Consider the following 13,626-nt stretch of genomic DNA (forward strand, 5'->3'; position numbering starts at 1 on the left):
AAAAATTAAATCAAAAGATGTGCGATTTTGCTGCCGGCTTAGGGCTTCATTAACCAAAGCGGGATTAGCTAAGGCCATCGAAACGGTGAGCTAACCTTTAAAAATCAGCCGGTTAGCAGGCATGATGCTGTGCGCCGTTCCCGGTGAGACCGGAATGTCCCTTCTTTAATCAGCCATTCAAGGGGCAAATCTATCATGACTAGCATTCTTACCAACATCGCAGCTATGTCTGCTCTCCAGACGCTGCGCTCTATCGGCCAGAACATGGAAGCCACTCAGGACCGTGTTTCGTCTGGCCTCCGCGTTGGCCAGGCTTCCGACAACGCCGCTTACTGGTCGATCGCGACCACCATGCGTTCGGACAACGGCGCTCTTTCCGCCGTTCAGGACGCTCTCGGCCTCGGCGCCGCCAAGGTTGACACCGCTTATGCCGGCCTTGAATCCTCGATCGACGTTATCAAGGAAATCAAGAACAAGCTGGTCGCTTCGCGCGAAGCTGGTGTAGACCGCGCCAAGATCCAGGAAGAAATCACGCAGCTTCAGGATCAGCTGAAGTCCATCACCGACTCGGCTTCCTTCTCCGGTGAAAACTGGCTCAAGGGCGTTATCGGCAAAACCGCCGCAACGGCCGGCGACCTCGCAACCGGCGTTTCCGTCAACAAGCAGATCGTCGGTTCCTTTACCCGCAGCTCTGACGGCAACGTCAAGGTTCAGTCCATCGACGTCACTCTCGACGGCTCGAACGTTCTCGTCGATGTCAGCGGCAACAAGCAGGGCATTCTCGACGCGGACGCACTGCGCGCCGACGTCGCAAAATGGACCGATGGTACGTTCCGCACCGCAACGACGACGCTCGGCGCGACCTTCTCCGAAGGCGCAAACGGCGTCTGGAGCGATGGCACGGACTTCTACAAGCAGGTTGGCGAAAACAAGTGGCTCCAGACAACTGACGCCACTGGTGCAACTCTCAATGCCGCTGTTCCCGCTGCACTGACGACGACCGCAGCCGTCTATGCTTCCGGTACATCGGTTCTCAACCTGGACATCACCAAGCTTGACGCCATGAAGACCGCTTTCAACCTGGGTGCGACCGCAACCAGCGAAGACGTTCTCGACCAGCTGATCTCGCATGTCGATAACCAGCTCGAAGGCGCAACAAGCGCAGCCGCAGGACTGGGTGCCGTGTCTTCCCGCCTCAAGCTGCAGGAAAACTTCGTTTCCAAGCTGTCCGACTCGATCGACAGCGGTATCGGCCGCCTCGTCGACGCCGAGATGAACGAAGAGTCCACCAAGCTGAAGGCCCTGCAGACGCAGCAGCAGCTGGCAATCCAGTCGCTCTCGATCGCAAACAGCGACTCGCAGAACATCCTGTCGCTCTTCCGTTAATCGGAAAAAGCCTTTCAAGACTGAAAAGCCGCGCTCCAAGCGCGGCTTTTTTCATTATCGTTAAGAAAAATTATCGTTCCTTAATTTCTCGTTCCGTTGATTTAGGCTTTGTTAACCATTTGCCGCCTAAAACCTAGTCATCGAAACGATTGGTTAACCAAGACGAAAAAGAGGTTAACAGGCATCAAGCCGCGCGATCGTTCCCGGCGGCAATCCGGAATGTCCCTTTTCATTTCAGCCAATCAAGGGGCAAATAATTATGACCAGCATTTTGACGAACGTCGCGGCAATGGCCGCCCTGCAGACCCTTCGCGCCATCGGCAGCAGCATGGAAGAAACGCAATCGCGTGTCTCCTCCGGCCTGCGTGTCAAGACCGCCTCCGACAACGCCGCCTATTGGTCGATTGCGACCACCATGCGCTCTGACAATGGTGCGCTTTCCGCCGTTCAGGACGCCCTCGGCCTCGGCGCAGCAAAGGTCGACACCGCTTATTCGGCCATGGAAACCACAGTCGATGTCGTCAAGGAAATCAGCAAGAAGCTGGTTGCGGCCCGCGAAGCCGGCGTCGACAAGGCGAAAATCCAGGAAGAAATCAGCCAGCTTCAGGACCAGTTGAAGAGCATCGGCGAATCCGCCTCCTTCTCCGGCGAAAACTGGCTGAAGGGCAAGATCAGCGACGCCACCGGCAATCTCACGCCAATCATCAAACAGGTCGTCGGCTCCTTTATCCGCGATGGCGCGGGCAATGTTGCGGTCAAGACCATCGATATTCAGGTCGACAACAAGACGGCGCTTTTCGACACCTCGACGGGTACGACGAAGAACGGCATTCTCGACAGCGCCGCTTATTATTCCGACACCGGCGTCCTGAAGCAGTTCGAGATTACGACGACAACCGCAGGCGTTTCCACAACCACGCTCCACACTGCAAAGGTATTTACAGAAGCTCAGCTTCTGGCCTTCCCGTCGGGCTCGACAACCACGGTTTCAGCTGCAGACGCAACGACCGGCCTTGTTACCGTTGCCGCAGCAACCGCCACGAAAGATAACGGCACCTACTTCAAGATCGGCGAAAACGCCGCTGGCGAAGCCCTTTATGTCAAGGCCAACAATACTGCGCCCGCCGCCGGCACCACCGTCACCACAATCGGAACGGGCGGCTCGTCCAACAATAATATCTATCTCGAAACCGTCGCCGCGGATTCGCAGATGGCCCAGAAGCTTAACTACTCGCTGATCGACCTCGACATTACCAAACATCTCGGCGGATTGACGAATGCCAGCGGTCAGCCACTGACTGAAAATGACGGTCTCGACAACATGATCCAGTTCGTCAATACCCAGCTGGAATCGGTCATCAGCGCAAGTGCCGATCTCGGTTCCATCAAGATGCGTCTGGACCTGCAGGAAGATTTCGTCTCGAAGCTGACCGACTCCATCGACAAGGGCATCGGCCGCCTCGTCGATGCGGACATGAACGAAGAGTCCACCAAGCTCAAGGCTCTCCAGACACAGCAGCAGCTGGCAATCCAGTCACTCTCCATCGCCAATACCAGCTCCGAAAATATCCTGTCGCTATTCCGCCAGTAAGCGGCGCCCGTTGGCTACGGGCGGTTTCGTCCCGCTCTGGCAGCAACAGAATATTCGGATATGGAAACCGCGCTTCGCAAGCGGCGCGGTTTTCCCGTTTGCCGAAAGCTGTCCGGCGTGCGCAAAAAGGGCGCGCAGATACCGCAAATAGCATCGGCCACGACAGCTAAATTCACGCGTAAATATTTGATTACATTGGGGGAAAATGGTGCTGCTAGAGAGATTTGAACTCTCGGCCTCTCCCTTACCAAGGGAGTGCTCTACCCCTGAGCTATAGCAGCATCCGGTGCCGAAGCGTTTGCTTCAGCATCAAGCGTGGCGGCCTATTGCCATAGGTTTTTGACGAGCGCAAGTCGCAAAACGATATTCTTCATCAAGCGGCGCAAAAAAGCATGCCCCCTGTTGAAAAACGTATTTTTCGGATATTGCTGAATTTATGAACGAACATCATGACAAACAGGCGAAGGCAGGGGTTTCCCCCGGCGCTTCCGCGGAGCCGTCCGCCCCGGCGGCAAACGCCAATGCGCAGGCTGGCCCCGGCGAGAAGGCGCGCCAGCGCGAGGCGGAGCGCAAGGCGCGGGCGGCGAAGAAGCTTCGCGAAAACCTCATGAAGCGCAAACAGCAGGTTCGCGCGCGCCGTGCCGGCGATGCGGATGACACGATTGGCCTGCCTGCCGCAAAAACGGACGAATCATCCTCATAGAGAATTCATCAGCATAAAATTGAAACGCCGCGGAAACTCGTCTAAGGACGCGCCTTTCCGCAAGGCAGATAAAGAAAGGCGGGCGAAGGCCCGTAGGGACGCATGGATCGCATCAGAATTACGGGTGGCAACAAGCTCAACGGCATCATTCCCATCTCCGGCGCGAAAAACGCCGCCTTGCCTTTGATGATCGCATCGCTTCTGACAAGCGATACGCTGACGCTTGAAAACGTTCCGCATCTGGCCGATGTGGAGCAGCTCATCCGCATCCTCGGCAACCATGGCGTCGATATTTCCGTCAATGGCCGCCGCGAGAGCCAGGGCGAGGCCTATTCCCGCACCGTGCATTTCACCTGCCGCACCATTGTCGACACCACCGCCCCTTACGAGCTGGTTTCCAAGATGCGCGCCAGCTTCTGGGTCATCGGCCCGCTTCTGGCCCGTGAAGGCCGCGCCCGCGTTTCCCTGCCCGGCGGCTGCGCCATCGGCACGCGCCCGGTCGACCTGTTCATCGAGGGTCTTGAGGCGCTCGGCGCGACGATGGAGATCGACGGCGGTTACATCAACGCGACAGCCCCCAAGGGCGGCCTGATCGGCGCGGTTTACACCTTCCCGAAAGTATCCGTCGGCGCAACACATGTGATGTTGATGGCAGCGAGCCTTGCAAGAGGCACCACCGTCATTCACAACGCCGCGCGCGAGCCGGAAGTCGTTGATCTGGCGCAGTGCCTCATTGCCATGGGCGCAAAGATCGAGGGCGCCGGCACCTCCACCATCACCATCGAGGGTGTTACCTCGCTCTCGGGCGCCCGCCACCGGGTTCTGCCTGATCGTATCGAGACTGGCACCTATGCCATGGCGGTTGCCATGGCCGGCGGTGACGTGGTGCTGGAAGGCACGCACGCATCCTTGCTCGACAATGCGCTCGACACGCTGCGGCTTGCGGGTGTTGGCATCAGCGACACGGAAACCGGCCTGCGCGTCGTGCGTAACGGCAACGGCATTCAGCCGGTCGATATCGTCACCGAGCCCTTCCCCGGCTTCCCCACCGATCTGCAGGCGCAGTTCATGGCGCTGATGACCCGCTCGCAGGGCGTTTCCCACATTACCGAGACGATCTTCGAAAACCGCTTCATGCATGTGCAGGAACTGGCCCGTCTCGGCGCGAAGATTTCGCTCTCCGGCCAGATGGCCCGTATCGAAGGTGTTTCCCGCCTGAAGGGTGCGCCTGTCATGGCGACCGATCTGCGCGCTTCCGTGTCGCTGGTCATTGCCGGTCTGGTGGCGGAAGGCGAGACCATGGTTTCGCGCGTCTACCACCTCGATCGCGGCTTCGAACGCCTTGAAGAAAAGCTCACCCGCTGCGGTGCGCTGGTCGAACGCGTCAGCGATTGATCCTTTCATCGCCGCTCATCCGTTTCTACCCGTTGCAGAGCGGCCCGCGACTGCCTATTTCAATAGCAAGAAATAGACATTGCGGGCCGTAGCCCGCGGAAAAGGAAAAAACGATGAGCGGCCTGAAATTGCTCGCGCTGGATAATGAAGATCTCTCCGTCATTTCGACGCATATGCAGGACAGCGTCTTCAAGCTGAAGGATGTCGCCTTCGAGCCGAAGCACGGGCAATTCACGCTTTCCGCCAATCGTTTCGTCTGGGAAAGCACGAACAAGAAGGCCCTGCCGCCGGAGCGCTGCCGCAGTGTCGTTTTCCTGAAGCGCGTCTCCGCCGTCCGCTCGCACGGCATCAACCGCGATGACAAGGAACAGGTGCTTTCGCTTCTCGCCATCCGTTTCGTGCAGAACGGCGAAGGGCCGGATGGTGCTGTCGAACTGACGCTTTCGGGCGGCGGCGCAATCGCGCTTGACGTCGAATGCATCGAGGCGCAGCTGACCGATGTGAGCGGCGCCTGGGAAACGGCCGCCAAACCGCATCATCCAGACAGCGAATAAGCTCCACACCCCACTGCAACGGTTGCCTTTCGTCACCGTTTCGATTTATGCCACATACCAGAACCGCAATTATTGCTGCGGTAAGTTCGTGCACCTTGCGGGATCGCCCGCGGGGACAATGAAAGGGTAATGGCGTGGCAATCTGGCTGGAGCGGGCATCGGCTGATTTCGAACAGAAATTCGCTGCCTTCCTGACAACCAAGAGAGAAGTTTCCGAAGACGTCAACGCGACCGTTCGCGACATCATCAACGATGTCCGCCATCGCGGCGATGCGGCCCTTGCCCATTATTCCCTGAAATTCGACGGCATCGATTTTTCCAAGGTCTCTATGCGGGTGACGGCGGATGAGATCGATGCGGCCTTTACCGCCGTCGATGCAAGCGTCATCGAGGCCCTCGAACTCGCAGCCCGGCGTATCGAAAAACACCATGCACGGCAGATGCCGAAGGACGACATCTACGAGGACGATATCGGCGTGGGTCTCGGCTCGCGCTGGACCGCCATCGAAGCCGTTGGCCTTTATGTGCCCGGCGGCACCGCCAGCTATCCAAGCTCGGTGCTGATGAATGCCGTGCCGGCCAAGGTTGCCGGCGTGGAGCGCATCGTCATGGTCGTGCCGGCCAATGGCGGCGTGATAAACCCCGCCGTTCTTGCCGCTGCGCGGATCGCGGGCGTTGAGGAAATCTATCGCATCGGCGGCGCGCAGGCTGTCGCAGCTCTTGCCTATGGCACGGAAACCATCGCACCGGTCGCGAAGATCGTCGGTCCAGGTAACGCCTATGTGGCGGCGGCTAAGCGCCAGGTCTTCGGTACTGTCGGTATCGACATGATCGCCGGCCCCTCCGAAGTGCTCGTCATTGCCGACAGGGACAATGATCCGGACTGGCTCGCGGCCGATCTTCTCGCCCAGGCAGAGCACGATCGCGGCGCGCAATCCATCCTGATCACCGACAATGCCGAACTCGGCAAGGCGGTTGAGGCCGCTGTCGAGCGGCAGCTGAAGCGTCTGTCACGTTCCGAGACGGCGGCGGCAAGCTGGGCCGATTTTGGCGCGATCATTCTGGTCGACAAGCTCACCGACGCCATTCCGCTGGCCAACCGCATCGCCGCCGAGCATCTGGAACTTGCCGTCGATGACCCGGATGCGCTGATGGCCCACATCCGCAATGCAGGCGCGATCTTCGTCGGACGCCATACGCCTGAGGTGATCGGCGATTATGTCGGCGGTTCCAACCACGTTCTGCCGACGGCACGCTCGGCGCGCTTCTCCTCCGGCCTTTCGGTGCTGGATTTCGTCAAGCGCACCTCGATCCTGCGCCTCGGTCCCGAGCAGCTGCGCCAGCTCGCACCGGCGGCGATCACCCTTGCCCGTTCGGAGGGGCTGGACGCGCATGCGCGTTCCGTCGCAATCCGCCTCAATCCGGAAAGTTAAGCGATGGCTTCAGGCGATTTCCGGCTCTGCGACGTGGTACTGGACGACAGCATCGGCCGGTCCACGCCCGACGTGGAGCATGAACGCGCCGTCGCCATTTTCGACCTGATCGAGGAAAACACCTTCGAGCCGCTTGGCCATGTCGGCGGGCCATACCGGCTGCATATCTCGCTGGTCGACGCCAAGCTGGTTTTTTCGATCCGGACCGAAGACGAGAAGGATGTCGCGACCCATATCCTGTCGCTGACGCCGTTCCGGCGCATCATCAAGGATTATTTCCTGATCTGCGAAAGCTATTACGAGGCGATACGCTCCTCCACCCCCAGCCAGATCGAAGCGATCGACATGGGACGGCGGGGTATTCACAATGACGGGTCGCAGACACTGATGGACCGGCTTTCCGGCAAGATCAAAGTGGACTTCGATACGGCGCGCCGCCTCTTCACCCTTGTCTGCGTGCTTTATTGGCGGGGTTAGAGATGAGCGATCCTGCCGCAGCGCCAAATGAGGGAAGAGCGCCCAAATCGGTTCTCTTCATGTGCGGCATGAACTCCATCCGTTCCCCCATGGCCGAGGTCATCGCCAAACGGCTGGTGGCGCCCGGCATCTACATTCAGTCGGCCGGTGTGAGGGCGGGAGAGCGTGATCCCTTCGTGGATGCGGTGCTGGAAGAACAGGGTTTTTCGCTCGGCAAGCACAAGCCGCGCACTCTGGACGAGATCGAGGATGATTTTTTCGATCTGATCATTACATTGACACCCGAAGCCCATCACGCGGCCCTGGAACTGACCCGCTCTAATTCGCTCGATGTGGTCTATTGGCCGACCATGGACCCAACGGTGATCACCGGCACGCGCGAGCAGATTCTCGGCGCCTATCGCGAGGTGCGGGACCATCTGGCAAAGCTGATCTCGGAACGACTGCCGAGAAGGCAGCAGCCGGTGGCGGATACGCTTTCAAAAGACTGAAAACTGCCTCGGCCTGTTAAAATCAATCGCGATTTTCAAGCCGATGCTTTAGAGGTTCACAAATGTGCCGGGATTGTGTAGTTTCCGCGCAATTTTCCCGGACTCGATATGTCCGGCACTATCAACAGGAAGAAAACCCTTACATGACAAAAGAAGAAGTCCTTGAATTCCCGGGCATCGTAACCGAATTGCTGCCGAACGCAACATTCCGCGTGAAGCTTGAGAATGAGCACGAAATCATCGCCCACACCGCGGGCCGCATGCGCAAGAACCGTATTCGCGTTCTGGCGGGCGACAAGGTGCTGGTCGAAATGACACCTTACGACCTGACCAAGGGCCGCATCACCTACCGCTTCAAGTAATCCGTTTTCGGCATCGGACGCCCGGGCAGCGCAATGACCAACTCAAAACAAAAGCTCGTTCTGGCATCCGGCTCGCCGCGGCGTCTGGAACTGCTGCATCAGATCGGCATCGAGCCGGCACGTCTGATGCCGATGGACATCGACGAAACGCCCGCGAAGCTCGAGCATCCGCGCACGCTGTGCCGTCGCCTGTCGCAGCAGAAGGCCGAGGCGGCCCATGCGGCGCTGAAAAGCGAGCAGGCATGGAAAGACGCCTATGTTCTCGGTTCCGACACCGTCGTGGCCGTGGGTCGTCGTATCGTCGGCAAGGCGGAATATACTGAAGACGCCTCGGCGGCGCTGCATCTTCTCTCGGGACGCAGCCATTGGGTCTATACCGGCATCTGCCTTGTGACACCCGGCGGCAAAATCCGCCAGAAGGTGGCGGAAACCAAGGTGCGCTTCAAGCGCCTCTCCACACGCGAGATCGATGCCTATATTGCCTCCGGGCAATGGCGTGGAAAGGCAGGCGCCTACGGTATCCAGGGGATTGCCGGTTCGTTCGTCCAGAAATTGACGGGTTCCTATACCAATGTTGTCGGCCTGCCGCTTTATGAGACAATGTCGCTTCTTACCGGCGAAGGATTTGAGGTGACGTCAGGCTGGCTCGAAGGATAGACCATGGCAAAACCATCCCAGGAAGGCGTGGGAAATGTCACGCCGCTTCGGAAATCACAGCCATGCCCGGAATGCGGGCGACCCTCGAACCGGGATGACTATCCCTTCTGTTCGGATCGCTGCCGTTCGCTCGATCTTGCCCGCTGGCTGAACGGCTCTTACGCCATTCCCGTCGCGGATGATGAAAGCAGCGCCGGCGGACAGGATACCGGCAGGAATACCTCCGAATAACATCCCGAACCGCCGGAAACTCCGGCGGTGAATTGCATGATATTTTTTCAGGGCCTGCGCCCGTAATATATAATTCCCGGGTTACCCACTGCCCGAAAATCCATATTGAAACCCGGCTGACGCCCTCCCCGGCAGCCATTAAGGTCCGGCAATGGACGCAAGCTTGCAAAAGAGAGTGAGCCATGGCGCGCTGCTATTTGCGGTGCTGGCCGTTTGTTGCGCCATATTGGCGACGGTGCTGCTTGCCAATGACGGAAAGCACCTCAAAAGCCTGATGACCTATCTCAACCTGGCGTCCGCGACGAGTTCCGCCGAAGCGCCGCAGAAGATAAAGCCCGTCAAACGGCAAAAGCCCGCTCCCAGAAAACTCGATCTGCCGCCCCACCTGTTGAAATTCGAGCAGGCAGGCGTGCGCGCATCATTTGCACGCGACTTCGTGCTTTCCGGCAAGGATCTCTGCGACCGCTTTACCGCTGAGGGTTTTTCAAACCCGCAGGGCTGGCACGCCAGTCCGGTCAACATCCGCAATTTTGAATGTATGGCCGATCTTGCCGCCGGGAGCACGGCAGACATCGCCGAACGGGCATCGTTATTCCTGGAGATCAGGGGCGAGGCGTCGGGCGAAGTTCGCTCCATCAGGATGAAGGCCGTTGCACCCGAGACACCGGATGGAGCCGTCATTCTGACACGGCTTGGTGATGCGCTGACCATGATCGTCGGACAAACCCGCTGGGGTGATTTGGCCAACATGCTGGAGCCGGCGCGCAGGATGCAGCCCTATCAGGCACAGCACTTCGGCATTTCCGTTTCCGTAAAGCCGGAGCCGACCGCTCCGCATCGTCTGAACGTGATTTTGCTGGCGACGGAACAATCGCCGGGACTGAAGATGACACGCAGCTTTTTCGACAGGGACCGATGGCTTCGGCCCGCCGCCGTTTCCGACCGACCGGCCCTCTATCCTTCCATCAAGGAAAAGCACAACCCTTGATGCAAAGGCGGCTTAGCCTATCGCCGCCAATTTGCGGCGCACCGGCGGGATCCTGTCCTTATGCTGCGCCTGACGCTTGGCTTCCCACTGAAGTGCGGTGCGAACGATAGTGGTCAGATCATCAAACCGCGGGCGCCAGCCCAACTCAGACTGGATACGGCCGGAATCCGCCACCATTGTCGCAATATCGCCGGCGCGGCGTGGACAATGGATGATCGGGAAATCCCGCCCCGATTCCCGCTGCACCGTGTTGAGGACATCCAGCACCGAGTAGCCCACGCCATAACCGCAATTGAGCGTTCGTGTGCCGCCGCCGGCGCGCAGATGCGCCATGGCCAGCATATGCGCGTCGATCAGATCGCTGACATGGATATAGTCGCGAACGCCCGTGCCATCTGCCGTCGGATAATCCGTTCCATAAACGTCGACCCGGTCGCGTCGGCCGGTGGCCGCTTCACACGCTACCTTGATGAGGTTCGCGACGCCCGTGGGGGAAGGACCGGCCCTGCCCTGCGGGTCAGCGCCCGCAACGTTGAAATAACGCAGCGCCACATAGTTGAAATCATGCGCCTGCACGACATCGCGCAGCATGATTTCGGAAGCGAGTTTCGACAGGCCATAGGGATTTTCCGGGCTGAGGATCGCCGTTTCGGGAACCGGGCCATCAAAGGGCTGGTTTCCGTAGACGGCTGCTGTCGAGGAAAAGATGAAGTTGCGAATGCCATGGCCGACCGCTGCCGCAACGAGGGCGCGGGTCGTGCCAGTATTGTTTTCGTAATATTCGAGTGGCCGGCTGATCGATTCAGGAACGCTGACAGAGCCAGCGAAATGGAAAATGGTCTCGATCTGGTTTTCTTCGAAAATCTGGCCGAGCAATGTGCGATCCGCCGCGTCGCCCAGATAGAAACGCGCCGCCGGCGCGACAGCCCAGCGCGATCCCGTCGAAAGCCGGTCGACAACAACGACCTCTTCCCCGGCGTCGAGCAGAGCCCACACCATGTGGCTTCCAATATAACCGGCCCCACCGGTAACAAGAACAGCCATGACATTACTTCCCTGTTTGCTTTTCTTGACCCCATCAAAGCCAATAATTCTTCATCATTGATTACTTGCACAGCGAATACGCCATCAAACCCTCAGCCCTCTGAAAAGGTGGCTTACGATTGGTTAGCGCAATAAAGTGCTTTTTATTTATTAGATGAAAATGTTCTCATAAAAGGAACAATCAGCGCATAGCATAGAAATGCGCTCACGTCGATGGCTACGCCGTGGGGTTGTAGTTTTCGCAGCTCATCGTGATTTCTGGGGCAGATTTGCACCTGCCGCGCAGCATGATGCACGGCGCGGCAGGGCAAAGATTTAGCGGCCGAGAATGTAAGACGCCAGCCGATCGGCCGCGTCTTCGATCTGTTTGGGGTTGCGCAGGAAGCAGGCGCGCAGGAACAGTTCTCCGCCTTCGCCAAAGGCGGTGCCAGGCGCGAGGCCGACGCCGGTCTTGTCGACAATATCCAGCGCCGTGGCGCGGCTGTCCGTCACGCCGTCTATCTTGAGGAAGGCATAGAGAGCGCCATCCGGCTTCAGGGTTTCGACACGGTTCGTTGCAATCAGGGCATCGCAGAGTATGTCACGGGAGGTCAAAGCGCGTTCGTAATTCTCGCGGACGAACCCGTCGCCGTGATCGAGTGCCGCAACCGCGCCGCGCTGCATGAACTGCGCTACGCCGGACGTGGAATATTGAATGAGGTTCTCGATCACCTGCCCGATGGCGGGCGGCGCCACGAGCCAGCCGACGCGCCAGCCGGTCATGGACCAGTTCTTCGAGAAGGAATTGGCAAAAACGATCTTGTCGTCCGGTTCCATGACATCGAGGAAGGACGGCGCGCGCGTGCCGGCATAGTGGTAAAGCGCATAAATCTCATCCGCCACGATCCAGAGATCATGTTTGCGGGCAAGCGCTAGAACATCGCGCAGATTGTCGCGTGTCGCTGTCCAGCCGGTCGGGTTGGACGGCGTGTTGATGAACAACGCCCTGGTCTTGCCGGTGATCGCGCTTTCCAGCTTGCCGATATCGAGATCCCAGCGACCGTCGTGAAAATCGATGCCAACAGGAACGGCCTTTGCGCCCGCCACGCCGATGGCAGCGACGATATTCGGCCAGGTGGGCGTGAGATAGACCATCTCGTCGCCCGGCGACGTCAGCGCCTGCACGGCGAGCGCAATCGCCTGCATGCCGGACCCTGTTACGTAAAAATGTTCAGGGGGAAGCCTGGCTGCAAAGTGACGCTCGTAATAGCTGCTGAGCGCCTGTCGCAATTCTGGAATGCCGCGTTGCCAGGTATAGAAGGTCTCACCATTGTTGAGCCCGTCGATGGCAGCCTTGTTGATGAAGTCCGGGCTCGGCAGATCGCCTTCACCGACCCAAAGCGGCAGAAGATTGTCCCGTCCCCGGGCATAGTTCACGACTTCAACAATGCCGCTCTCGGGAGCCGCCAGAGAGCGTGCACTCAGACTGTTCAAAATGGACATTAAAGACACTCCGTTTGGTGTCTTCTTATCCCATGGAGCAGCCGATATGCATGATATTCCGTGAGGCGGTCATGGATTTTCTTTATGGATCAATCCCCGGCCAGAGAGCGCCGCCCGCATGGGCCAGCGACCAGGCCGGGGATAATTCCGATCTTAACGCGTCTTCAGCAGATCGCGAATTTCGGTGAGAAGCTTGACGTCTTCCGGCGGCGGCGCTGCTTCCGCCTTTTCCTCGACCTTCTTGGTCTCGACGGAGGCCCGCAGCTTGTTGACGCCCTTGACCATCAGGAAAATGATCCAGGCCAGGATGAGGAAGTTGATAAGAACCGTCAGAAAGTTGCCATAGGCGAAAACGGCGCCCTGATCGCGGGCGGCAGCGAGCGAGGTGGCGGTAACGCCGGAACTCAGCGGCAGGAAGTAGTTCGAGAAGTCGAAACCGCCGAAAATCGCGCCGACGATCGGCATGATGAGATCGTTGACGACGGAATCGACGATCTTGCTGAAAGCCGCTCCGATAATCACACCCACGGCCAGATCCATGACATTGCCGCGGGCAATGAAGGTTTTAAATTCGTTAAGCATTCAGATTGTCCCTCTCTCCTGCTTCGCGAGCTGAAGCTATGTGACTGTCCCTACACGCTCAACCATATAGCTTCCTTACCCCATTTGGAATTCGCCAAGATTGCATTTATTAGCTTTTTTGCACGCCAGCATTCTGTTTCTACGCATTTTCCGGGCATAAAACCGCTGCGCACTTTTATTGGAAATGCTCTCATCTTGAACTTTATGATCAGACCGCGCTCATTCTCAACGGCACGGAATTCGCCTATGC

General features: G+C 58.5%; 16 protein-coding genes and 1 tRNA gene. 13 read left to right on the forward strand and 4 right to left on the reverse strand.

Annotated features, from left to right (window positions below):
* The first annotated feature begins 195 nt into the window (after nucleotides 1–195).
* The 3 genes from AC1ROR_RS10520 (at nucleotide 196) to AC1ROR_RS10530 (ending at nucleotide 3,205) form a co-directional block, all read left to right on the forward strand.
* Entirely contained in the window at nucleotides 196–1,386 is a 1,191-nt protein-coding gene (locus AC1ROR_RS10520) for a flagellin N-terminal helical domain-containing protein (RefSeq protein ID WP_080833465.1), read from the forward strand.
* Between the two features lie 259 nt (nucleotides 1,387–1,645).
* Complete coding sequence (locus AC1ROR_RS10525) at nucleotides 1,646–2,977, forward strand: flagellin N-terminal helical domain-containing protein (RefSeq protein ID WP_498589357.1); 1,332 nt, start codon at nucleotides 1,646–1,648, stop codon at nucleotides 2,975–2,977.
* A gap of 60 nt (nucleotides 2,978–3,037) precedes the next feature.
* Nucleotides 3,038–3,205, forward strand: a complete 168-nt coding sequence (locus tag AC1ROR_RS10530; protein ID WP_498589358.1) for a hypothetical protein — start codon at nucleotides 3,038–3,040, stop codon at nucleotides 3,203–3,205.
* On the opposite strand, the gene AC1ROR_RS10535 is transcribed toward AC1ROR_RS10530, so the two are convergent.
* Nucleotides 3,184–3,258 (reverse strand) — tRNA-Thr (locus AC1ROR_RS10535). The genes AC1ROR_RS10530 and AC1ROR_RS10535 overlap by 22 nt on opposite strands.
* Nucleotides 3,259–3,413: 155 nt before the next feature.
* On the opposite strand from AC1ROR_RS10535, the gene AC1ROR_RS10540 reads away from it, so the two are divergent.
* The 10 genes from AC1ROR_RS10540 to AC1ROR_RS10585 all read left to right on the forward strand — a co-directional run bounded on the left by AC1ROR_RS10540 (nucleotide 3,414) and on the right by AC1ROR_RS10585 (nucleotide 10,268).
* The gene (locus AC1ROR_RS10540; protein ID WP_035227825.1) at nucleotides 3,414–3,680 is read left to right on the forward strand and encodes a hypothetical protein; all 267 of its coding nucleotides are present in this window, start codon (nucleotides 3,414–3,416) and stop codon (nucleotides 3,678–3,680) included.
* A 102-nt stretch (nucleotides 3,681–3,782) separates the two neighbouring features.
* Entirely contained in the window at nucleotides 3,783–5,075 is a 1,293-nt protein-coding gene (murA, locus tag AC1ROR_RS10545; RefSeq protein WP_498589359.1) for a UDP-N-acetylglucosamine 1-carboxyvinyltransferase, read from the forward strand.
* 113 nt (nucleotides 5,076–5,188) lie between these two features.
* Nucleotides 5,189–5,629, forward strand: a complete 441-nt coding sequence (locus AC1ROR_RS10550) for a DUF2948 family protein (protein ID WP_142172918.1) — start codon at nucleotides 5,189–5,191, stop codon at nucleotides 5,627–5,629.
* A 134-nt stretch (nucleotides 5,630–5,763) separates the two neighbouring features.
* Nucleotides 5,764–7,062 (forward strand): histidinol dehydrogenase, encoded by a 1,299-nt coding sequence (hisD, locus tag AC1ROR_RS10555; RefSeq protein WP_142172916.1) that lies wholly within the window; start codon nucleotides 5,764–5,766, stop codon nucleotides 7,060–7,062.
* Between the two features lie 3 nt (nucleotides 7,063–7,065).
* Entirely contained in the window at nucleotides 7,066–7,539 is a 474-nt protein-coding gene (locus AC1ROR_RS10560) for a UPF0262 family protein (RefSeq protein WP_035227831.1), read from the forward strand.
* A gap of 2 nt (nucleotides 7,540–7,541) precedes the next feature.
* Nucleotides 7,542–8,030, forward strand: a complete 489-nt coding sequence (locus AC1ROR_RS10565; RefSeq protein ID WP_498589360.1) for an arsenate-mycothiol transferase ArsC — start codon at nucleotides 7,542–7,544, stop codon at nucleotides 8,028–8,030.
* Between the two features lie 143 nt (nucleotides 8,031–8,173).
* The gene (infA, locus tag AC1ROR_RS10570) at nucleotides 8,174–8,392 is read left to right on the forward strand and encodes a translation initiation factor IF-1 (protein WP_004432473.1); all 219 of its coding nucleotides are present in this window, start codon (nucleotides 8,174–8,176) and stop codon (nucleotides 8,390–8,392) included.
* A 33-nt stretch (nucleotides 8,393–8,425) separates the two neighbouring features.
* Complete coding sequence (locus AC1ROR_RS10575; RefSeq protein WP_498589361.1) at nucleotides 8,426–9,049, forward strand: Maf-like protein; 624 nt, start codon at nucleotides 8,426–8,428, stop codon at nucleotides 9,047–9,049.
* 3 nt (nucleotides 9,050–9,052) lie between these two features.
* Entirely contained in the window at nucleotides 9,053–9,280 is a 228-nt protein-coding gene (gene yacG, locus AC1ROR_RS10580) for a DNA gyrase inhibitor YacG (protein WP_035227836.1), read from the forward strand.
* Nucleotides 9,281–9,431: 151 nt separating this feature from the next.
* Nucleotides 9,432–10,268, forward strand: coding sequence for a DUF6030 family protein (locus tag AC1ROR_RS10585; RefSeq protein WP_498589362.1), 837 nt, complete (start codon nucleotides 9,432–9,434; stop codon nucleotides 10,266–10,268).
* Between the two features lie 12 nt (nucleotides 10,269–10,280).
* On the opposite strand, the gene galE is transcribed toward AC1ROR_RS10585, so the two are convergent.
* From galE to mscL, 3 genes are all read right to left on the reverse strand, one after another.
* On the reverse strand, nucleotides 10,281–11,312 hold the full coding sequence (gene galE, locus AC1ROR_RS10590) for a UDP-glucose 4-epimerase GalE (RefSeq protein ID WP_498589363.1): 1,032 nt from the start codon (nucleotides 11,310–11,312) through the stop codon (nucleotides 10,281–10,283).
* Nucleotides 11,313–11,627: 315 nt separating this feature from the next.
* Nucleotides 11,628–12,794: a pyridoxal phosphate-dependent aminotransferase gene (locus tag AC1ROR_RS10595; protein WP_142172908.1), complete on the reverse strand. Its 1,167-nt coding sequence runs from the start codon at nucleotides 12,792–12,794 to the stop codon at nucleotides 11,628–11,630.
* A gap of 153 nt (nucleotides 12,795–12,947) precedes the next feature.
* Nucleotides 12,948–13,376, reverse strand: a complete 429-nt coding sequence (mscL, locus tag AC1ROR_RS10600) for a large conductance mechanosensitive channel protein MscL (RefSeq protein ID WP_035227845.1) — start codon at nucleotides 13,374–13,376, stop codon at nucleotides 12,948–12,950.
* Between the last annotated feature and the right edge of the window lie 250 nt (nucleotides 13,377–13,626).

This window comes from Agrobacterium sp. GW821-FHT14E08 (genome assembly GCF_058803865.1).

Coding starts and splice junctions, on each gene's coding strand:
- AC1ROR_RS10560 (WP_035227831.1), top strand. CDS start 7,066: ATGGCTTCAGGCGATTTCCGGCTCTGCGACGTGGTACTGGACGACAGC.
- AC1ROR_RS10540 (WP_035227825.1), top strand. CDS start 3,414: ATGAACGAACATCATGACAAACAGGCGAAGGCAGGGGTTTCCCCCGGC.
- yacG (WP_035227836.1), top strand. CDS start 9,053: ATGGCAAAACCATCCCAGGAAGGCGTGGGAAATGTCACGCCGCTTCGG.
- AC1ROR_RS10565 (WP_498589360.1), top strand. CDS start 7,542: ATGAGCGATCCTGCCGCAGCGCCAAATGAGGGAAGAGCGCCCAAATCG.
- AC1ROR_RS10575 (WP_498589361.1), top strand. CDS start 8,426: ATGACCAACTCAAAACAAAAGCTCGTTCTGGCATCCGGCTCGCCGCGG.
- mscL (WP_035227845.1), bottom strand. CDS start 13,376: ATGCTTAACGAATTTAAAACCTTCATTGCCCGCGGCAATGTCATGGAT.
- AC1ROR_RS10550 (WP_142172918.1), top strand. CDS start 5,189: ATGAGCGGCCTGAAATTGCTCGCGCTGGATAATGAAGATCTCTCCGTC.
- AC1ROR_RS10520 (WP_080833465.1), top strand. CDS start 196: ATGACTAGCATTCTTACCAACATCGCAGCTATGTCTGCTCTCCAGACG.
- AC1ROR_RS10525 (WP_498589357.1), top strand. CDS start 1,646: ATGACCAGCATTTTGACGAACGTCGCGGCAATGGCCGCCCTGCAGACC.
- AC1ROR_RS10530 (WP_498589358.1), top strand. CDS start 3,038: ATGGAAACCGCGCTTCGCAAGCGGCGCGGTTTTCCCGTTTGCCGAAAG.
- AC1ROR_RS10585 (WP_498589362.1), top strand. CDS start 9,432: ATGGACGCAAGCTTGCAAAAGAGAGTGAGCCATGGCGCGCTGCTATTT.
- AC1ROR_RS10595 (WP_142172908.1), bottom strand. CDS start 12,794: ATGTCCATTTTGAACAGTCTGAGTGCACGCTCTCTGGCGGCTCCCGAG.
- infA (WP_004432473.1), top strand. CDS start 8,174: ATGACAAAAGAAGAAGTCCTTGAATTCCCGGGCATCGTAACCGAATTG.
- galE (WP_498589363.1), bottom strand. CDS start 11,312: ATGGCTGTTCTTGTTACCGGTGGGGCCGGTTATATTGGAAGCCACATG.
- murA (WP_498589359.1), top strand. CDS start 3,783: ATGGATCGCATCAGAATTACGGGTGGCAACAAGCTCAACGGCATCATT.